Consider the following 17,281-nt stretch of genomic DNA (forward strand, 5'->3'; position numbering starts at 1 on the left):
CCAAGCGTGCCCCTACGCGTACTCATCGCCGAAGATCTCTACCTGCTCAGAGAAGGGCTGGTCCACCTGCTGCAGGCGCACGGCTTCCAGGTGGTCGCGGCCGTGGAGAGCGGCCCCGAGCTCCTCAAGGGCCTGCTGGAGCTGCGCCCGGACGTCTCCATCGTGGATGTACGGCTGCCGCCCACCTTGACCGACGAAGGGCTGCAGGCCGCGCTGGCCGCGCGCAAGAAGGTGCCCGGCCTGCCGATTCTGGTGCTCTCTCAGCACGTCCAGCAGCTCTACGCCCGCGAGCTGCTGGCCGACGGCTCCGGGGCGATCGGCTACCTGCTCAAGGACCGGGTGTTCAACGCCGAGCAGTTCATCGACGCGGTCCGGCGGGTCGCCGCGGGCGGCACCGCGATGGACCCGGAGGTGATCGCCAAGCTGCTGGCCAGCAACGCCGCGCACGAGCCGCTGGCCGTGCTCACCCCGCGCGAGCGGGAGGTGCTCGAAGCGATGGCGGAGGGGCGCTCCAACGCCGCCATCTCCCAGCGCCTCTACCTCAGCGAGAGCGCCGTGGCCAAGCACACGGCCAGCATCTTCGGCAAGCTCGCCCTTGCCCCCTCCGACGACGACAACCGCCGGGTCCTGGCCGTTCTCGCCTACCTCAACAGCCGCTAGAGGGAGCTCTTTGTCGGTGGGCTCGGCTATTTTCTGTAGGGCACGCCGAGAGAAAGGGTGGATCAGGTGAAAATCCGGGTTAACCGCGATGTCCTGGCCGAGGCGGTCGCGTGGGCCGCCAGGGTCCTGCCCAGTCGCCCTGTGACGCCGGTGCTGTCCGGGTTGCTGCTGGAGGCGGGCGAGGAGCTGAGCCTGTCCGCGTTCGACTACGACGTGTCCGCCCGCGCCACGATCGACGCCGACGTCGCCGAGACGGGCAGCGTCCTGATTCCCGGCCGGCTGCTCGCGGAGATCAGCCGGAGCCTGCCGGCCGACGACGTCGAGATCGTCACCGAGGGCTCCGAGGCGGTGCTCACCTGCGGCACCGCCGAGTTCGGCCTGATCACCATGCCGGTCGAGGACTTCCCGACCATGCCCACGATGCCGCCGAGCATCGGCGCGATCGGCGGTGGCATCTTCGCGCTGGCCGTCGGACAGGTCGCCCCGGCGTCCAGTCGCGACGACACCCTCCCTATGCTCACCGGCATCAGGGTGGACATCGACGGCGCTGCGATCACGATGGCCGCGACCGACCGCTACCGCATCGCCGCCCGCGAGTTCGCCTGGCGCCCGGTCGCCCCCGACACCTCGATCTCCGCCATGGTGCCCGCCCGGGTGCTGGTGGAGGTGGCCAAGTCGCTGCGCGGCGGCGAGGTGTCCGTGGCGCTCGGCGACGGCGTGGCCGGGTTCGAGAGCGCCGGCCGCAGCACCACCGTCCGGCTGCTCGACGAGCAGTTCATCGACTACCGCACCCGGCTGGCCGCCGACTGGTCGATCAGGGCCGACGTGCGGGTGGCGCCGTTCGTCGCCGCCATCAAGCGGGTGGCGCTGGTGGCCGAGCGCAACACCGCCGTCCGGCTGTCGTTCACCCAGGGGCAGGTGCTGATCCAGGCGGGCGGCGGCGACATCGGCCGGGGCACCGAAGTGGTCGAGTGCGAGCTGCGCGGCGACGACATCCAGATCGCCTTCCAGTCGCAGTTCCTCCTCGACGGCCTGACCGGCATCGACAGCGAGCTGGCCCGCCTCAACATGGAGTCGCCGACCAGGCCCGCCCTGATCCAGGACGTTCCCGGCGACGCCGAGCCGGCCTTCCGCTATCTGGTGATGTCCCTGCGGCTGAGCTGACCGCCCGGCCCCACGGCGCGGTCTCAGCTCGGGATGCCGCTCAGAGCGCGACGAGAGACCAGGGATGTCGCTCAGGGCGCGACCAGGGATGCCGCTCAGGGCGCGGCGAGCAGGGTCTGCGGGGCGGCGGCTTTCATGCGGCCCCTCAGCCAGGCGAGCTGTGCGGTGATATCGGGACCGCAGGCGGCGACGACGTCCAGCAGGGCGCGGTCGCGTGCGCCGGCGGCAGCCTGCCCGACCAGCACCCAGGTGATGTCGACCAGGTGAGCAAGCTGGTAGAGGTCCTGTAGATCGCGTAGCAGCCCGATGGGTCCGGCGCGGGCCACGGAGATCGCCGGTGGGCTCAGCCGGTCGGGTTCGGCCTGCCGCCGATCCTGATATCGCGGCAGGATCGGCGCGAGCGTCTCGGCGTGCTGGGTGCAGCGGTGGCCGAAGTGCACGCAGGGGTAGCGTACGTCGGCCTCCTCGGCGTGGCCGTCGGCGACGCATCCGTAGGAGGCGGCCAGTGCCTGCTCGGCGGTGCTGAGCAGGGTGAGATAGGTGGGCAGATGCATCGCGATCACCGCCGTACGGGTGTGTCGTGGACAGGAGCGGACGCGGTGGTGACAGGCGCCGGTGCGGGCCCGTCGCCGGCGCGGACCCGTTCGACGGAGACGGCCGCCACCTTGAACTCGGGCTGCTTGGAGACCGGATCCCAGGCGCTGACGGTCAACGTGTTGGCGGCGGTGTCGCCGCCGTAGTGCCAGGGCGCGAAGACCACGCCTTCACGCACGTGCGAGATGCGCGCCGGTGCTTCGATGCTGCCCCGGCGGGAGGTGACCCTGACGATGTCGCCCTCGGCGATGTCCAGCCGGGCGGCATCCGGCTCGGACAGCTCCACCCACATCGCCGGCGCCGCCTGCTGGAGCTGCGGCGCGCGCTTGGTCTTGGTACGGGTGTGCCAGTGGTAGACGGTGCGCCCGGTGGTCAGCCGCAGCGGATAGTCCTCGTCAGGCAGCTCATATGCGGACTCGTATGCCGCCGTTCTGAGGATGGCCCGTCCGTTCGCGCCGGCTGCGCGGAACTCGGTTTCGGTCACCCCCGCGCCGGTGGCCAGGTCGTGGCCGAAGGTCTCGCAGGCGTCGAACGTGGTGGGGAAGACGGCGTCGGTGTAGAGCCGCTCGGTGCCGTCGGGCGCCTGCTCGCCGCAGGGCCACTGGATGCCGCCGCGCTCGCGCAGCAGCTCGTAGGTGAGCCCTGTGTAGTCCACGGGACGGCCGGCGGTGCACCTCTTCCATTCCTCGAAGGCCTCTTCCGGGCTCCGCCAGGCCGGCAGCGGCGCCCCGTCCTGGTCGGTCAGGCCGAGCCGGTGGGCGTAGTCCAGCCAGATGGCCAGGTCGCTGCGGGCCAGTCCGGGCGGCTCGACGGCCTGGTCGAACAGGTGCACGGTGCGGTCGACATTGGTGGCCGTCCCGGTCTTCTCACCCCACAGCGCCGCCGGGAGCACGACGTCGGCCAGCTCGGTGGTCTCGGTGGGGTAGCCGTCGGAGACCACGACGAAGCACTGCTCGCCTTCGAGGATGCGACGGATGCGGGCGGTGTCGGGCATCGACACCATGGGGTTGGTCCCGGATATCCACAGGAACCCGATGGAGCCCTGCTCGGCGTACCGGAACATGGTCATGCCGTCGGTCGGCGGGGCCCAGTGCGGGATGACGATCGGGTCGACGTTCCACAGGTCGGCCAGCTCGCGCACGTGCTCGGGGTTCTCCCAGTTGCGGAACCCCGGCAGGGCCGGACCGCAGCCGACCTCCCGGTTGTTCTGCGCGGACGGCTGGCCGTTCATCTGCAGGACCCCCGCTCCGGGGCGGCCGAGCATGCCGCGCAGCAGGTGCAGGTTGTTCACCTGGCAGGCCGCGGCGGTGGCCTGGTGGGACTGGTAGAAGCCCATCGAGCAGGTCGACACCACCCGGTCGCCCGCGCCGAAGATCTCCGCGGCCGCGGAGATGTCGGCGGCCGGCACCCCGCAGATCTCCGCCGCCCATCGCGGGGTCGCGTCCCGCGTGAGCTCCTCCAGCCGGTCGAAGTCGATGGTGTGCGCCTGAACGTAGTCGGTGTCGACGAAACCGCGGGCGATCAGTTCGTGCACGAGCGCGTTCATCAGGGCCAGGTTGGTCCCGTTGCGGATCGGCAGGTGAAGCGTGGCCCGGGCGGCGACTTTGGTCCGGCGCGGGTCGACGCACACCAGCCGGGGCGGGTCGGCGGCGTCGAGCCGGTCGAGCATCCTCGCCCACAGCACCGTCTGGGTTTCGGCCACGTTGTGGCCGTACAGGAAGATCGTGTCGCAGTGGTCGATGTCGGTGTAGGAGCCGGGCTGCCCGTCGCAGCCGAACGTCTCCCCGAACGCCGCCGCCGCGGTGGCCGTGCACCAGCGTGTGTTGCCGTCCATGTGCGGGGTGCCGATCCCGCCCTTCCCGATCATCGCGAGGGTGTAGTACTCCTCGGTGAAGAGCTGCCCGGAGGTGAAGAATCCGTGCGACAGCGGCCCACGGGTGTCCAGCAGTTCGCGGGACCGCTCGACCACCCGCGACATGGCGGTGTCCCAGTCGGTCTCTACGAGCCGGCCGCCCGCACGGATCAGCGGCGCCGTCAACCGCTCGTGCTGCTCGCCCTGCCAGCCGTACAACCCCTTCGGGCCGAGCCGGCCATGGTTGACCCGGTCCTCGGCCCGGCCCCGCACGCCCACGATCCGCCCGTCGGTGACCGCGATCTCCAGTCCGCAACCGTTGGAACACAGCAGGCAGGCGCTGCGCACCCACTTCTGTACGTCGCCCTCGGTCATGCCGTCGGCCAGGAACTGGTCGACCCGCACCGGCCAGGTGCTTCCCGCCGTATGCGGGGTCCGGTCGCCCCAGATGTCGGTGATGCGCTCACTGTTCATCCTGAATCCTCCGTTCGTTGTGTGGTTGCGAGAGGGCCGGCGTCCGCTCGGCGCAGGAGCGATCGGCCCATGGCGATGGCGACCCCCGTCCAGACGACGAGGCTGACCCACACCTCCACGTGGGCGATGGCGACCATGAACCCGAGTCCGGTCACCCGGCCGTAGCCGGCGCTGGCCGCCGCGTACATGCCCAGCGGGAAGACCATGCTCCACAGCGTGGGCTCGTAGCCGATCGGCGGGCCGCGTACCAGGTGCCGCCAGATCGCGAAGATCAGCAGAAGGGGGAACCACCAGGTCCCGAACGCCCACATCATGAAGGCCACACCGGACACCACCTCGCGGGTCGCCTCCACGATCGGCAGTGTCGCCGGGAGACTGAGGATCGTGGCCGCGGCGAGCACGGTGATGGCCGTGGCCCCCATGTACACCCAGTAGGCCGGGCTCAACGCGTGCGGGGTGACGGGATCATCGAGCAGCCGGGTGGTGACCAGGCCGGTCAGCATCAGGTACAGGATCACGCCGATCCCCCAGAGGCCCACGGCCAGCGGGGCCAGGGCGGGCATGAGGTCGGGACGGTGGGCGGCCAAGGTGGCGGCCGCGCCGGAAAGGGACTGGGTGCCCACCACCCACATGAACCAGCTCCCATTGATTCCGGGCAGCACCGGTTCCCGGCGGCGACCCACGATCATGGCCCCGGGGACGCCATAGGTGAGCACCAACCACACCGGGACGCTGAACAGGGCCAGCACGGCGGTGGCGAGCAGGTGGTGGTCGAGGGCCAGCCGGATCCCCAGCACGTTGGGCGCCGCCACCAACGAGAAATAGCCGAAGGCCCGGCCAGGATCCCGGGCGTCGGCCAGGGCGCGTCGCGGGTAGGCGACCAGCCGCCAGACGTAGGCCGCCAGCAGGACGGCGAACGCGACAATGGCCACCACCAGGAGCGCATCGGACAACACGACCCACCCGAACAGGGCGAGACCGGTCGAGATGATCCCGGTGGCCATCACCAGGGCGGCGTAGCCCGGGTGAAGGTCCGCGATCTCCTGACGGAGGCGCTTCATGGCGAGACTGGACCGACCGAGGATCGACAGGGCGGGCGACCGGATTCCGCCGGCGCCGCGACACGCTCCCGGACGGCCGTTTGCTGCATGTGCCTGCCTCCCCGGCAACGGAATCACCCGACGTAGGTGCCGGTGTGCCGCGACAGCAAGGGACGAAACCAGGGGAGATGCAGGTCAGAACTGATTTTAGGCAACCGGGGCGACCCGTAGAACACGACGTGACCACATGTGTACGGAACCGTAGTGCACGCGGCCAGCCGGGGTGGATCACACCACGTCCCGGACCCCGCGCGTTCGAGAACTTCGACGCCGACCATGCAGAACGCCGACCACGCCGGACCCTGACCACGCCGAACTCTGACGACGCGGAACGCCGACGACGCCGAACGCCGCGCGGGTGGCCGCCGCTGTGGTTAAGCGTCGGTCAGGGCGATGAGGATGTGCTCCATGCACGCGTGGCCAGCCCGCTCGGCGGCGGTGGCGTCGCCGGCGGTGATGGCGCGGGCTATCGCGTCGTGCGGGATGTAGCTCTTGTTGAGCGAGGTGCCCGCCGCGGTGATGCTGGCCCGCAGCGCCGCGGAGAAGTCCTCGTACAGGTCGATGAGCACGAAGTTGTGGGTGGCGTGCGCGACGGCCATGTGGAAGGCGAGGTCGGCCTCGACGAAGAGGTCGGGGTCGTCGGCCTCCCAGGCTTTGTCCCGCTCGGCGAGCGCGGCCTCGATGAGGACGATGTCCTCGTCGGTGCGCCGGGTGGCGGCCAGGCGGGCGGCCTCGATCTCCAGAGCCCGCCGCACCTCCAGGATCTCCAGCTGCTCGGCCTGCCGCAGCCGCCTGAGCATGGCCCCCGAGAGCTCGCTGGTGGCGCGGACGTAGGTGCCGTCACCCTGTCGGCACTCCAGGAGCCCGGCATGAGTGAGCGCGCGCACGGCCTCACGAACGGTGTTGCGTCCGACCCCGAGTTGCTCCGCGAGCACGGTCTCGGTCGGAATCTTGCCGTTCATCGGCCACGACGCTGAGGTGATCTGCTCCTTGAGCTGGTCGATCACCTGATCAACCAGCGAAGCCCGCTGCGCTGTACGCAGACTCACAGTCGCGCCTCCTCCGGGGGAAACCAATCATCCTATGAGTCAATGACTGGAGAACCCTAGTCTACTCCAGGCCGGAAGACGCCGGCCTGGAGCCCCCCGGAGGTCAGTGGGAAAGGGTGGCGTCGACCGTGAGCCCGGCCATCATGGAGCGGACCCCGGCGGATTCGAGGGCCTTGCGGTAGGCGGCCGTCTGCTGCGCACGGTCCCCCACCTGGCCGTACAGGTCGCCGAGCTCGCGCCAGCAGCGGGCGGCCGGCCGGTCGGAGCCGAACACCTGCCGGTCACGGTCGGCCAGCAGCGCGCGAGCCCTACCGAGATGCGTGGCCGGGTCGCCGTGCAGGCTGAGCGCGGCCGTGGCGAGCACCAGGTTGGCCTCGGCCGCGGCCGTGCCGGGAGCGTCAGGCAGCAGGTCGAGGGCCTCGCCCGCGAGCTTGCCCGCGAGCGCGATATCGCCTGCGCGCACCTTGACTCTGGCGCGCACGATGAGACTCTCACCGTGCTCGCGCTCCCTGCCCGTGGCCGAGGCGAACGTGTGCGCCGCGGCCGCGGACAGCCGCTCCGCCTCGCTCAGGGGGGCGCTCTCCAGCCGGGCCCAGTGCATGGCGGTCCTGGCCAGCTGCAGCGCGAGCCGCTCCTGACGGCCGGCGTTGACGGCGTCGTCGGCGAGGCGTACGGCCAGCGCGGAGTCGTCGCCCGCGGCCGCCGCGCTGCTCGCCTGCCAGAGCGCGTGGATCTCTCCGGAACGGTCCACAATTTCAGGAACGCCGGCTACGTCCAGCACCTTCTTGACGAAAGCGAGCTCGGCGGACTGCCCCTCGCGGTCGCCGCGCGCCACGACGAGCGCGGCGGCCAGGTCGATGGCGATCTCACCCTGGGTGATGGACATCTGCTCGGCCTGCTCCAGCGCCTTGCAGGCGAGGTCGCGGGCGCGCAGTCGGTCGCCGGCCCGTTGGTAGCAGCGGCTCAGCGCGACGGTGAGCGGCAGGTCCGCCAGTCGCTCGGGGTGCGCGGCGGCCTCCTTGCGCAGGCGTTCGAAGGCCTCGACCGCCTGGCCGAGCCGTCCCTGCGCCTCCAGAGCCCGCGCTCTGCCCAGCCGCGCGTGCGCGGTGAGCATGGCGTTGTCCTCGTCGGCGGCCTTCACGATCTCCGTGAAACGTTCCGCGGCGACGGCGGGATCGCCGTGCTGCAGCTCCAACTCGGCATGACGCAGGCCGAGCTCGGTGTCGATGCGCTGCCGAGGCTCGATCCCATGCAGGAGGAACTCGGTGGTGCACCCCAGCCGTTCGGCCAGCAGGCGTGCGACGACAGGAGTCGGTGTGCGCTTACCCGACTCTATGAGCGAGACATAACTGTCCGACAGGTCGGGTCCGGCCAACTGGGCCTGCGACATGCGCCTGTTCAGCCGCAATCCTCGGACGCGGTCACCGATGGTTCCCTGACTCGGCATCTCATCTCTCAAGGCGGGGAAGGGTCAACAACACGCAATGATTGCATGAAGTAGCCGAATCGGGTATCCCCGCGTGAAGAATTCTCCACGCGGAGATTAATCGTCTCCGTCGTCCTTGCCTGGGAAAAGCATCTGACAGACCTCCAGGTAGAGGGTCTCGGGATACGGAATGTACTCGACGGTGGAGAGTGCCTGGTCCTGACCGGCTGACTCGAGGATGAACTCTCCGTAGCCGAGCATGCGCCCAAGCAGACTTCTCTGGAAGCTCATGTCGGTAACTTTTCCGAGCGGCATCATCGCGACCTTGCGCGTGATCAAGCCCGTGGTCAAGAGCATCCGCTTAGAGGTAACCACAAAGTAGTCGACCGACCACTCAGCGACTTTCCAGACAAAACGGATCAGGAGCAGCAGCCAGAGCCACCACACGACGACCAGAGCCGTGCCACCCCCCGCACTTCCGCCGAAGAACCTGCTGAGCAGTCCGGCGATGATCAGACCGCCGAACACCTCGGCGATCGGACGAAGCAGCACGGCGGGGTGGCGCCGCACCATGATGACCTGTTGTTCGTGGGGGAGGAGATAACGGTTGACCGACGACGGAGCAGAGTCCCCGTGGGTCACAAGTCTCATGCGAGTTGGTTCACAAATTGAGCCAGAGAGTCGGCTGCGTTGAACACGGTGTCGAACGCCCCTTTGACCGCGTCAGCGGCATCGGATGGTCGTGCGAACAGGTAGTACGCGACAAACGCGACACCACCGTAGCTGAGGACTTTTTTGACCTGCACTGTCGCCTCCGTACACTTACTCACTCCGCCCGCCCTATACATTACCCACCCTGTAGCCGGGGTAAAGGTGGCATCGCGAGCTAGTTTCGATCTTGTTTAGCCACGTTCGCTGGCCACCAGAGCCAGAACGTGAAGATGCTTGCGCGCGATCCGCTCGACGAGACTCGGATGCGCGTAGCCTGTGACCTCCAGCGCGCCGTAGTGCGCCGCATCCACGCAACGCGTTACGGTGGCAGCGGAGTGGACACCCGCGAACTCCTCGCGCAGCGCCGTCTCCACTTCCGCGTACGGATTCGGATCCGCCTCGGTGCGATCGTTCACGAGAACACCCCGGCGATCGGACAAACGCTCATCCTGCTCCCCCACCAGCGGAAGTTGCCTTCCTCGCTCTTCGTACCCATGCAAACACAGTATGTAACGAAGAGGGTGGTCCGTGTGCTGGAAAAGACCTGTCAGACGACGCCGTAGAGGCGGTCGCCCGCGTCGCCGAGACCGGGCACGATGTAGCCGTTCTCGTTGAGCCGCTCGTCGAGCGCGGCCGTCACCACCCGGATCGGCTTGCCGCTGCCGGCGAACACCTCGTCCATGTGCGCCAGGCCCTCGGGTGAGGCGAGCAGGCACAGGGCGGTGACGTCGTCCGCCCCGCGGTCGAACAGGAACTGCACGGCCGCCGCCAGCGTGCCGCCGGTGGCCAGCATCGGGTCCACGACGTAGCACTGCCGCCCCGACAGGTCGTCCGGGAGCCGGGTGGCGTACGTCTCGGCCTGCAGTGTCGACTCGTTGCGGACCATGCCCAGGAACCCGACCTCCGCCTTGGGCAGCAGCCTGGTCATGCCGTCGAGCATGCCGAGCCCGGCGCGCAGAATCGGCACGACCAGCGGGTACGGCTTGGCCATCCGCACGCCCGTGGCCGTGGCCACCGGGGTCTCCACCGTCACCTCGGCGACCCGTACGTCCCGCGTGGCCTCGTACGCCAGCAGCGTCACCAGCTCGTCCGCCAGCCGGCGGAAGGTGGGCGAGTCGGTACGGACATCGCGCAGCGCGGTGAGCTTGTGAGCCACGAGCGGATGGTCGACGACGAGGGTTTCCATAAGGGACAACGCTATCTTGTGTGGAACGTACCGGCATGATGCGTCCGCTGTTTTGATCACAATTTGGTCGGAGGGGCACACGCCGGCCGGTCAGGTCTGGAACGATTGGAAACCGAAGAGGCTCTGTACTGACAGGGTCGGGTGTGGGGGATCGCGATGACAGACGAAGACGCACTTGATTTCGCCATCGTGGTCTATCTCGAGGACGACTGCTGGGACGCCGAGTTGCTGCCCGTCGCACTCACGTCCGATCTGCACGGGCTGATCAAGGCCTTGCGCCAGCAGCCGAGCGAGAGCGGCACGATTGGCCTGGTCGCCGTGGGGGATGAGTTCTTCGTGGCGTTGCGCGTGCTCGGCGAACGGGTCGATGTCTTCCTCTCCGACATCGCCGCGTCCTGGGACTTCCCGCTGGCCGAACAGGTTCTCGACTACCTCGACGTGCCGGTCCCCGACGAGGACGAGCTCGACGAGATCCTTCAGGACGAGGACACCGCGCTGCCCGCCGGCGATCTGTCGATCTTCGCTGACCTCGGACTGGACGAGATGGAGCTGGGCATTCTGTCCGGCGACGTCGACCTGCTGCCCGATGAGGTGCTGTCCAGCATCGCCGCACGGCTCGGCTTCTCCGAGCCGTTCGAGCGGGCCATCGCATCGGTCTTCGACTGACCCCCTGGAGCGCACATGGCGAACACCTTCTCCGCGGCCTTCGTCAAGACCTCCGACGGCTGGAGCGGCGCCGAGGTCGACCTGCGTGATTCCGAGATCGTCGACGACTTCGGCGACGCCGTGGTCGAAGCGCTCGGCCTGGCGGGCGACGAGCTGGCGCTGCTCTGCGTCGAGGTGGAGGACGAGTGGTTCGCCATCGTCCGCTACCGCGGCGACGACGAGCCCCGGGTGTTCCTCTCCGACGCCCACGCGATCCTCTCCGACCACCTCGGTGAGCTGTTCGCCGAGTTCGCGGGCGTGGCCCCCGACAAGGAGGCCACCGAGCTCGGCGTACGCCCCGCAGGCGACTTCGAGCTGCTCAGCGACCTGGGCGTGACCTCCGAGGAGCTGCTGGAGCTGAGCGTGGAGGAAGGGATGCTCCCGGCCGACATCCTCTCGGTGCTGGCCGAGCGGCTGTCCTTCGCCGACGAGCTCGACCGCTTGCGGTGAACCACGCGGACGCGATGCGCCTGGCCCTGGAGCAGGCCGTCGCCGCCGGAGCCAGGGGCGAGGTGCCCGTGGGCGCCGTGGTGCTCGGCCCGCTCGGCGAGGTCCTGGCCGCCGCCGGCAACGACCGCGAAAGCACCGCCGACCCGACCGCGCACGCCGAGGTGCTCGCCCTCAGGCAGGCCGCCCGCCGGCGCGGCGAGTGGCGGCTGACCGGCTGCACGCTCGTCGTCACGCTCGAACCCTGCACGATGTGCGCGGGCGCCGCCGTCCAGTCGAGGATCGACAGGATCGTGTACGGCGCTACCGACGACAAGGCCGGAGCCGTCGGCTCGCTCTGGGACGTGGTCAGGGATCGCCGGCTCAACCATCGCCCGGAGGTCGTCATGGGCGTACTGGCCGAGGAGAGCTCCACGGCCCTAAAGAAGTTCTTCGCCACTCGGCGGATCCGGTAAGCTCGTCGACGGTGGTGTCGCCTAGTGGCCGAGGGCGCACGCCTCGAAAGCGTGTGATGGGGCAACTCATCCGTGGGTTCAAATCCCACCACCACCGCCACTCGTCCGGGCCCCCGATCTTTCGGGGGCCCTTCGTGTCATCGGGCCGACCAGCCTTGCCACCTGTCCACCGTGATGGTGACGACGGGGCCCTGCGGCGGACGCTCCCGATACTGCGCATAGCGGTCCGCCAGTCGCTCGATCCATCGGTCGGGATCCTCGGCGATGACGGCCCGGCCGTCGGCTCTGACCCACCACAGGCGTGACCAGTCGTCGTCGTAGTGGTCGACCAGCAGGCAGACGCGGTCGTTCTGGGCGATGTTCCGCAGCCGCCGGAGGTTCGTGGTGGTCTTCGGTTTGTGGTCGACGGCGAAGGCGATCACGTCCTCGTGCACGGCGAACACGACGGGCACGAGATGCGGGGTCCCGGCCGCGTCCACGGTGGCGAGCGTGGCGGTTCGTGCCGCCGCGAAACGTTCGCGGGCGGCTGCCTGGTCCATGAGGTCATTGAATCAGTGCGCCGGTGGTCAGAGCCGGGTTCGGTGGTGGATCAGTTCGGCGCCCAGGCGGGTGATCTGGTGGATGACCATGTTGGCGTGGCGGGTGCTGGTGATCAGTCCGGTGCGGTGCAGCACCTGGGCGTGGGCGCTGGCGGAGGAGAGCGAGGTGCCGGTTCGGCGGGCGAGCTCGCTGGTGGTGCAGCCGGTGGTGGTGGCGGCGACGCAGCGCAGGATGCGGGTTCTGGTGGGGCCGAGCAGGTCGGGCAGCGCGTCGTCGAGGCCGGGGTCGGGTGCCGGGGTTCGGCGGGGGGCGGGGAAGATCAGGACGGGTGGCAGGCTCGGGTCGGCCAGCGCGACCGGGGTGTAGCGGCAGAAGTAGGACGGGATCAGGGTCAGGCCGCGGCCGCGCAGCTGGATCTCGTACCGGCCGGCGGCGTAGTCGGTCTCCAGGACGGGGGATCGCCAGCGCGTGCGCGGTCCCAGGCCGGTGAGCATCGCCTCCACGCCGTGGTCGCTGAGCAGGCGGGTGAGCCGGGTGCGTTCGCGGCCCAGTGCGTGCTCCATTGTGGTGCGGTGGCCGGCGAAGGCGGTCCGGCAGTAGCGGGCGGCCAGGCCGGCCAGCCCGGAGATGGCGCGCCGGTCGCCGCGGGCGAGGTCGTCGAGGGTGGCGGGCAGGGCGGCGTGCCGGCGTAGCTGGTCGACCTCGTGGCGCACCCGGGAGGGCGGGGTGTCGGCCAGCGCGTCGATGCCGCTCCGCGGTCCCGCTTGGGCGTGGTACGGGGTGAGGAAGTCAGGGAAGTAGGCCTTGATCGGCATCAACGGCACCAGCCGCTGCCGTACCGGTGTCAGCAGGCCCGCCTCGGCCAGGTCGGTGCGGGCCTGCCGCCGCCAGCCGGTCAGGTCCGCGCCTCCGCCCGGTCTCTGCAGCACGTGCAGGCTCATCGCCATTTCCCACAGCTCATCGATGCGCGAGGCGATGCGCACCCGGACCAGATCCTCATCGGTAAAGACGATCTTCAAGCTTCCCCCGGTCATGCCCGCATCCTCCGTGGCGGGGATCGCCAAGCGATTGACGCCCGGTGGACGGTGACCGGGTGCGCGGCTTCGGCCGGATCAGAGTCGGCGGAGTGCGACAGGGCCGTCGGCCGCCCAGCGGGCGAAGGCGGTCTGGTGTCCGACCTGGACGCCGGTGTGTGGGTCGATCTTGAAAGCGCCGAAGAGCGTGGTGGTCTCCAGGGCCGCGGCCACCGGCCACAGGGCCTCGCGCGCGGTGCTGCCCGCTCGCTCCGCGCAGTGCGTGGCGATGGCCGCCGTCGCAGCGGCCTGCACCGCCGGATAGTCCGGCGGGGCGCCGGCGTGCTTCTGGTAGGCGGTGAGGAAGTCCGACTCCGTCATGAAGAGCTCAGGGGCTCCACCGGCCCCCGGAAACCACTGCCCGACACCGTACGTGCCCTGGGCGTCCTCGACGGCCGAGCCGAACGCGCGGACACCCGCCGCGACCGCGCAGGTCGACCGCGGCGGATTCGGCAGGGCTCGGGCTCGCCGTACCGTCTGGACGTCCTCCTCGAACGTGCCGGCGCAGAGCAGGCTCCACGGCCCCGGTCGCTGGAGGTCGTCGTCCGGGCCCAGCCGGACCACCTCCTTGCCCAGCTCGTGCGCCAGCGTCACCGCACCGTCGGCGACCTGCCGGCCGAAGCCGCCCTTGCCCTGGACGATGACCAGCTCCGATGCCACGTGCTGAACGAACGGGTCCGCGTAGCGGCTCGCCGGCGTCAGCACGGACACGAGGTGGCCGGGATGGGCCCGCTGGACGTCGTCCCCCGAGCCGCCGTGATTCCAGATCAGCAGGTCGAGGTGGGCGCCGATGTTCCCCGCGCGGCGCATCAGGTGCGTCGAATAAGGACCGAGGATCAGGTCGCACCGTCTGGCCAGGTCGGGAAATACCGAATCCAGGAACTTCGGGTCGCTTCTGTCGTCCTCGACGACCAATTCGGCGGCCTCGGTCCTGGACCGCCAGATCGTCAGTCCGTGCAGGGCCTGCGTGCCGAACCGGGCGAACCTGCCGGTCAGGGACAGGCAGGCGCCGAGGCGGAGTCCGTTTCTAGCTCGGCAGCTCGAGAACTCTGGCATGCAGGATCGATCGTTGGTGCAGGGCCGCGCGCAGTGCCCGGTGCAGGCCGTCCTCAAGATAGAGCTCGCCGCGCCACTGCACCACGTGCGGGAACAGGTCACCGTAGAAGGTGGAGTCGGCGGCGAGCAGCGAGTGCAGGTCCAGCATGGCCTTGGTGGTGATCAGGGAGTCGAGCCGGACCTGCCGCGGGGGTATCTGGGCCCACTCGCGGTTGGACGTGCCGTGTTCGGGATAAGGGCGTCCGTCGCCGACAAGCTTGAAGATCACCCCACTGATTTTAGGCGTGATTTCGATTACTTGTGTTCTCGGCCGAGTTCAGGCCAGGTCGCCGGCCGTGCATTCGGCGGCTTTTCCGGTGGCGTATCCGCGCTGGAAGGCGGCCACCCGCTGTTTCGAGCTGCCGTGCGTGAACGATTCGGGGTCGACGCTGCCACCGCTGCGTTGCTGAATCCGGTCGTCGCCCACGGCCGCCGCCGCGTCGAGCGCCTCGGCTATTTCGGTGTCGGTGAACGGCTTTTCGTAGAAGCCGCCCTGGTAGGCGTTCTTGGCCCACACGCCCGCGTAGCAGTCGGCCTGCAGCTCGGTCGCCACCGAACTGCCGCCTTCCAGGGCGCCGAGCAGGTTCTGCACATGGTGGCCGTACTCGTGGGCGATCACGTACGCCTGCGCGAAGGGGCCGCCCTTGGCGCCGAACTGGCTCCGCAACTGGTCGAAGAAGCTCAGGTCCAGGTAGACGCGCCGGTCGCCGGGGCAGTAGAAGGGGCCGACGGAGGAGTCGGCGGCGCCGCACGCGGTGCGTACGCCGCCCGAGTAGAGCACGGTCTTGGCCAGGCGGTAGGTCGGCAGCTCGGTCTTCCAGTAGTCCTGGATGCTGTTGACCACGCCCACGACCTGGCACTTCTCCGTCTGGTCGGCGTCCTTGCCCGTCTGGCACCGCTCGGCCAGGTTCGCCGGCGGGGGCTGGCGCTGGGCGGGCTGCTCGGTGCCCACGTTGTTCAGCACGAAGACCAGGACGAGCGCGATCAGGCTGACGATGCCGCCACCGCCCACGACCACGCCGCGCGGGAACCCGCCACCGCCTCCTCCGCCGCCGGCGTCCTCGACCTGCGAGGAGTCGAGGTTGACGTCGTCCCTGAAGTCCATGGCGGGGTCCCTTCCGCTGGGTTGCCAGGTGGCAACTTCCCCAAAAGCGAGGCTCGACGCGGCCAAGAGCTACGTACGGCCGTCCGTTAACATGCCGATATGACGGGTGGAATGCTAGGGATTGCCCTTGTTTCTCTGGGTATGGTGCTTACCCCAGGGCCGAACATGATCTACCTGGTCTCCAGGTCGATCACCCAGGGGCGCAAAGCGGGACTCATCTCGCTCATGGGCGTCTTCCTGGGCTTCACCACCTATCTGGCCGCCACCTGCCTAGGCCTGACGGCCATCTTCGTCTACGTGCCGGCCGCGTACACGACCCTGAAGCTCGCCGGCGCCGCCTACCTGCTCTGGCTCGCCTGGAACGCGCTCAAGCCGGGCGGCACCTCGGCGTTCGAGACCCGCGAGCTCCCGGTCGAGCCGCCTCGCAGGCTGTTCGCCATGGGCTTGCTCACCTGCCTGCTGAACCCCAAGATCGCGATCCTGTACCTGTCGCTGCTCCCGCAGTTCATCGACCCCGCGATGGGCAACGTCCTGCTGCAGAGCCTCGCGCTCGGCTCCGCGCAGATCGCCGTCGGCACCCTGGTCAACGGCCTCATCGTCATCTCGGCAGGCAGCCTCGCCACCTTCCTCGCCACCCGCCCTCTGTGGGTACGCGTGCAGCGCTACTTCATGGGCACCGTGCTCGGCGGCATGGCCATCCACCTCGCCACCGACCGCTCCAAGGCCCTCACCACGGCCTAGCCTCCTGACCCCACGACCAACCCTTGGCGGACGTCTGCGGATGCCGCACCGCGCCCACGCTCCGTCACCAGCACAGATCGGAAAGCGTGTGGGAGACCACGAGATCGAGCTGCGGCACGATGTGGTGATCAAGCGCTACGGATCGACGGACCATGACCGGCCCCAGCGGGAATGGCGAGCCCTGGAACTGCTCGACGAGTACGCGCCGGGACTGGCGCCCGTCCCCGTACGCGCCGAGCTGGACGCTGATCCGCCGACCGTGGTGATGTCCAGGCTCGGTGGCGCCGCCGTACGTGGACCGATCGGCGGGCACTTGGCCGACGCGCTGGCCGAGACCGTCACGAGAGTCCAGCAGGCGATTCCCCGGCCCGTGCTGGAGCAGGTGCCCGCGCGGGCCGGACATCCGATCGAGCTCCTCCGGCAAGTACGAGCCTGGTCCGCGACGGTGTCTCCTGACAGGAACCCTGCGGTCACTGATGCGCTCGCCCAGGCTGCGAGCTGGGTGGGACAGCCGAGGCTGGAAGAGCTGCTGGCGCAGCCCGGCACTCCGGTGTTCGGCACCGGAGACGGGAACCTGGCCAACTACTTGTGGGACGGCACCGACCTGCGTGTCGTCGACTTCGAGTACTCCGGCCGCAGCGACCGCGCCTTCGAGCTGGCCGAGGTCATCGAGCACATCTCGGTCTGGCGCGCCGACCCCGCCGGCCTGACCGGCGTACTGGAACGCCTGGAACTGACCGCTGAGGAGGCCGGCCGGCTCACCGAGTGCCGTCGCCTGCTCGCGCTGTACTGGCTGCTGCGGACGCGCGGGAAGCCCCAGCGCGCTCAGGCGAAGCGGATGCTGGCTCTGCTGTAGGCGCATGGTGGACATACCGCCGATATACCGCACGTCCCTAAATTGGCC

Annotated in this window: 21 protein-coding genes and 1 tRNA gene; 8 read left to right on the forward strand and 14 right to left on the reverse strand. The window is 69.4% G+C overall.

Features of this window, described 5'->3' with window-relative positions; genetic code table 11:
* Positions 1 to 6: 6 nt before the first annotated feature.
* Positions 7 to 660 (forward strand): response regulator, encoded by a 654-nt coding sequence (locus OHA68_RS13650; RefSeq protein WP_407674442.1) that lies wholly within the window; start codon positions 7 to 9, stop codon positions 658 to 660.
* A gap of 66 nt (positions 661 to 726) precedes the next feature.
* Positions 727 to 1,824, forward strand: coding sequence for a DNA polymerase III subunit beta (dnaN, locus tag OHA68_RS13655; protein ID WP_327107963.1), 1,098 nt, complete (start codon positions 727 to 729; stop codon positions 1,822 to 1,824).
* A 95-nt stretch (positions 1,825 to 1,919) separates the two neighbouring features.
* Here dnaN and OHA68_RS13660 read toward each other — a convergent pair whose 3' ends face one another.
* From OHA68_RS13660 to upp, 9 genes are all read right to left on the reverse strand, one after another.
* Positions 1,920 to 2,387, reverse strand: a complete 468-nt coding sequence (locus OHA68_RS13660; protein WP_327107964.1) for a hypothetical protein — start codon at positions 2,385 to 2,387, stop codon at positions 1,920 to 1,922.
* Complete coding sequence (locus OHA68_RS13665; protein ID WP_327107965.1) at positions 2,384 to 4,744, reverse strand: molybdopterin oxidoreductase family protein; 2,361 nt, start codon at positions 4,742 to 4,744, stop codon at positions 2,384 to 2,386. Before OHA68_RS13665 ends, OHA68_RS13660 begins: the two co-directional genes overlap by 4 nt.
* Positions 4,741 to 5,805: a tellurite resistance/C4-dicarboxylate transporter family protein gene (locus OHA68_RS13670; RefSeq protein WP_327107966.1), complete on the reverse strand. Its 1,065-nt coding sequence runs from the start codon at positions 5,803 to 5,805 to the stop codon at positions 4,741 to 4,743. Before OHA68_RS13670 ends, OHA68_RS13665 begins: the two co-directional genes overlap by 4 nt.
* A gap of 413 nt (positions 5,806 to 6,218) precedes the next feature.
* The gene (locus tag OHA68_RS13675) at positions 6,219 to 6,893 is read right to left on the reverse strand and encodes a FadR/GntR family transcriptional regulator (RefSeq protein ID WP_189137512.1); all 675 of its coding nucleotides are present in this window, start codon (positions 6,891 to 6,893) and stop codon (positions 6,219 to 6,221) included.
* A gap of 103 nt (positions 6,894 to 6,996) precedes the next feature.
* On the reverse strand, positions 6,997 to 8,301 hold the full coding sequence (locus OHA68_RS13680) for a helix-turn-helix transcriptional regulator (protein WP_327107967.1): 1,305 nt from the start codon (positions 8,299 to 8,301) through the stop codon (positions 6,997 to 6,999).
* 135 nt (positions 8,302 to 8,436) lie between these two features.
* Complete coding sequence (locus tag OHA68_RS13685; protein WP_327107968.1) at positions 8,437 to 8,970, reverse strand: PH domain-containing protein; 534 nt, start codon at positions 8,968 to 8,970, stop codon at positions 8,437 to 8,439.
* Complete coding sequence (locus tag OHA68_RS13690; protein ID WP_189137509.1) at positions 8,967 to 9,125, reverse strand: hypothetical protein; 159 nt, start codon at positions 9,123 to 9,125, stop codon at positions 8,967 to 8,969. The genes OHA68_RS13685 and OHA68_RS13690 overlap by 4 nt, the downstream gene beginning before the upstream one ends.
* A 96-nt stretch (positions 9,126 to 9,221) precedes the next feature.
* Positions 9,222 to 9,446 carry a hypothetical protein gene (locus OHA68_RS13695; protein ID WP_189137508.1) on the reverse strand — a complete coding sequence of 75 codons (225 nt, stop codon included), beginning with the start codon at positions 9,444 to 9,446 and terminating at the stop codon, positions 9,222 to 9,224.
* Positions 9,447 to 9,577: 131 nt separating this feature from the next.
* Positions 9,578 to 10,216: a uracil phosphoribosyltransferase gene (gene upp, locus OHA68_RS13700; protein WP_189137507.1), complete on the reverse strand. Its 639-nt coding sequence runs from the start codon at positions 10,214 to 10,216 to the stop codon at positions 9,578 to 9,580.
* Between the two features lie 156 nt (positions 10,217 to 10,372).
* Between upp and OHA68_RS13705 the strand changes: the two genes are divergently transcribed.
* The 4 genes from OHA68_RS13705 (at position 10,373) to OHA68_RS13720 (ending at position 11,923) form a co-directional block, all read left to right on the forward strand.
* Positions 10,373 to 10,882: a tRNA adenosine deaminase-associated protein gene (locus OHA68_RS13705; RefSeq protein WP_189137506.1), complete on the forward strand. Its 510-nt coding sequence runs from the start codon at positions 10,373 to 10,375 to the stop codon at positions 10,880 to 10,882.
* 15 nt (positions 10,883 to 10,897) lie between these two features.
* Entirely contained in the window at positions 10,898 to 11,371 is a 474-nt protein-coding gene (locus OHA68_RS13710; protein WP_327107969.1) for a tRNA adenosine deaminase-associated protein, read from the forward strand.
* Positions 11,368 to 11,823: a tRNA adenosine(34) deaminase TadA gene (gene tadA / locus OHA68_RS13715; RefSeq protein ID WP_268241353.1), complete on the forward strand. Its 456-nt coding sequence runs from the start codon at positions 11,368 to 11,370 to the stop codon at positions 11,821 to 11,823. The genes OHA68_RS13710 and tadA overlap by 4 nt, the downstream gene beginning before the upstream one ends.
* A gap of 10 nt (positions 11,824 to 11,833) precedes the next feature.
* Positions 11,834 to 11,923, forward strand: a tRNA-Ser gene (locus tag OHA68_RS13720).
* Between the two features lie 37 nt (positions 11,924 to 11,960).
* Here the strand turns inward: OHA68_RS13720 and OHA68_RS13725 are convergent.
* The 5 genes from OHA68_RS13725 to ypfJ form a co-directional block, all read right to left on the reverse strand.
* Positions 11,961 to 12,362 carry a TIGR03668 family PPOX class F420-dependent oxidoreductase gene (locus OHA68_RS13725; RefSeq protein WP_327107970.1) on the reverse strand — a complete coding sequence of 134 codons (402 nt, stop codon included), beginning with the start codon at positions 12,360 to 12,362 and terminating at the stop codon, positions 11,961 to 11,963.
* 27 nt (positions 12,363 to 12,389) lie between these two features.
* Positions 12,390 to 13,397 carry an ArsR/SmtB family transcription factor gene (locus tag OHA68_RS13730; protein ID WP_327107971.1) on the reverse strand — a complete coding sequence of 336 codons (1,008 nt, stop codon included), beginning with the start codon at positions 13,395 to 13,397 and terminating at the stop codon, positions 12,390 to 12,392.
* 78 nt (positions 13,398 to 13,475) lie between these two features.
* A complete protein-coding gene (locus OHA68_RS13735; protein ID WP_327107972.1) occupies positions 13,476 to 14,492 on the reverse strand; it encodes an ABC transporter substrate-binding protein in 1,017 nt (338 codons plus the stop codon).
* The gene (locus OHA68_RS13740; RefSeq protein ID WP_189137501.1) at positions 14,464 to 14,760 is read right to left on the reverse strand and encodes a type II toxin-antitoxin system VapB family antitoxin; all 297 of its coding nucleotides are present in this window, start codon (positions 14,758 to 14,760) and stop codon (positions 14,464 to 14,466) included. The genes OHA68_RS13735 and OHA68_RS13740 overlap by 29 nt, the downstream gene beginning before the upstream one ends.
* Positions 14,761 to 14,808: 48 nt before the next feature.
* Positions 14,809 to 15,636 (reverse strand): KPN_02809 family neutral zinc metallopeptidase, encoded by an 828-nt coding sequence (gene ypfJ, locus OHA68_RS13745; RefSeq protein WP_327107973.1) that lies wholly within the window; start codon positions 15,634 to 15,636, stop codon positions 14,809 to 14,811.
* A gap of 141 nt (positions 15,637 to 15,777) precedes the next feature.
* On the opposite strand from ypfJ, the gene OHA68_RS13750 reads away from it, so the two are divergent.
* Together OHA68_RS13750 and OHA68_RS13755 are read left to right on the forward strand one after the other, a co-directional pair.
* A complete protein-coding gene (locus OHA68_RS13750; RefSeq protein WP_327107974.1) occupies positions 15,778 to 16,377 on the forward strand; it encodes a LysE family translocator in 600 nt (199 codons plus the stop codon).
* Between the two features lie 88 nt (positions 16,378 to 16,465).
* Positions 16,466 to 17,233: a phosphotransferase family protein gene (locus OHA68_RS13755; RefSeq protein ID WP_327107975.1), complete on the forward strand. Its 768-nt coding sequence runs from the start codon at positions 16,466 to 16,468 to the stop codon at positions 17,231 to 17,233.
* The last annotated feature ends 48 nt before the right edge of the window (positions 17,234 to 17,281 follow it).

The organism is Nonomuraea glycinis, from assembly GCF_035920485.1.
Taxonomy (GTDB): Bacteria; Actinomycetota; Actinomycetes; order Streptosporangiales; family Streptosporangiaceae; genus Nonomuraea; species Nonomuraea glycinis.

What these genes read in the sequence shown, in the direction of transcription:
- OHA68_RS13670 (WP_327107966.1), bottom strand. Translation starts at nt 5,805, where the DNA reads ATGAAGCGCCTCCGTCAGGAGATCGCGGACCTTCACCCGGGCTACGCC.
- OHA68_RS13735 (WP_327107972.1), bottom strand. Translation starts at nt 14,492, where the DNA reads ATGCCAGAGTTCTCGAGCTGCCGAGCTAGAAACGGACTCCGCCTCGGC.
- OHA68_RS13685 (WP_327107968.1), bottom strand. Translation starts at nt 8,970, where the DNA reads ATGAGACTTGTGACCCACGGGGACTCTGCTCCGTCGTCGGTCAACCGT.
- OHA68_RS13710 (WP_327107969.1), top strand. Translation starts at nt 10,898, where the DNA reads ATGGCGAACACCTTCTCCGCGGCCTTCGTCAAGACCTCCGACGGCTGG.
- upp (WP_189137507.1), bottom strand. Translation starts at nt 10,216, where the DNA reads ATGGAAACCCTCGTCGTCGACCATCCGCTCGTGGCTCACAAGCTCACC.
- OHA68_RS13705 (WP_189137506.1), top strand. Translation starts at nt 10,373, where the DNA reads ATGACAGACGAAGACGCACTTGATTTCGCCATCGTGGTCTATCTCGAG.
- OHA68_RS13730 (WP_327107971.1), bottom strand. Translation starts at nt 13,397, where the DNA reads ATGACCGGGGGAAGCTTGAAGATCGTCTTTACCGATGAGGATCTGGTC.
- OHA68_RS13665 (WP_327107965.1), bottom strand. Translation starts at nt 4,744, where the DNA reads ATGAACAGTGAGCGCATCACCGACATCTGGGGCGACCGGACCCCGCAT.
- ypfJ (WP_327107973.1), bottom strand. Translation starts at nt 15,636, where the DNA reads ATGGACTTCAGGGACGACGTCAACCTCGACTCCTCGCAGGTCGAGGAC.
- OHA68_RS13725 (WP_327107970.1), bottom strand. Translation starts at nt 12,362, where the DNA reads ATGGACCAGGCAGCCGCCCGCGAACGTTTCGCGGCGGCACGAACCGCC.
- OHA68_RS13750 (WP_327107974.1), top strand. Translation starts at nt 15,778, where the DNA reads ATGGTGCTTACCCCAGGGCCGAACATGATCTACCTGGTCTCCAGGTCG.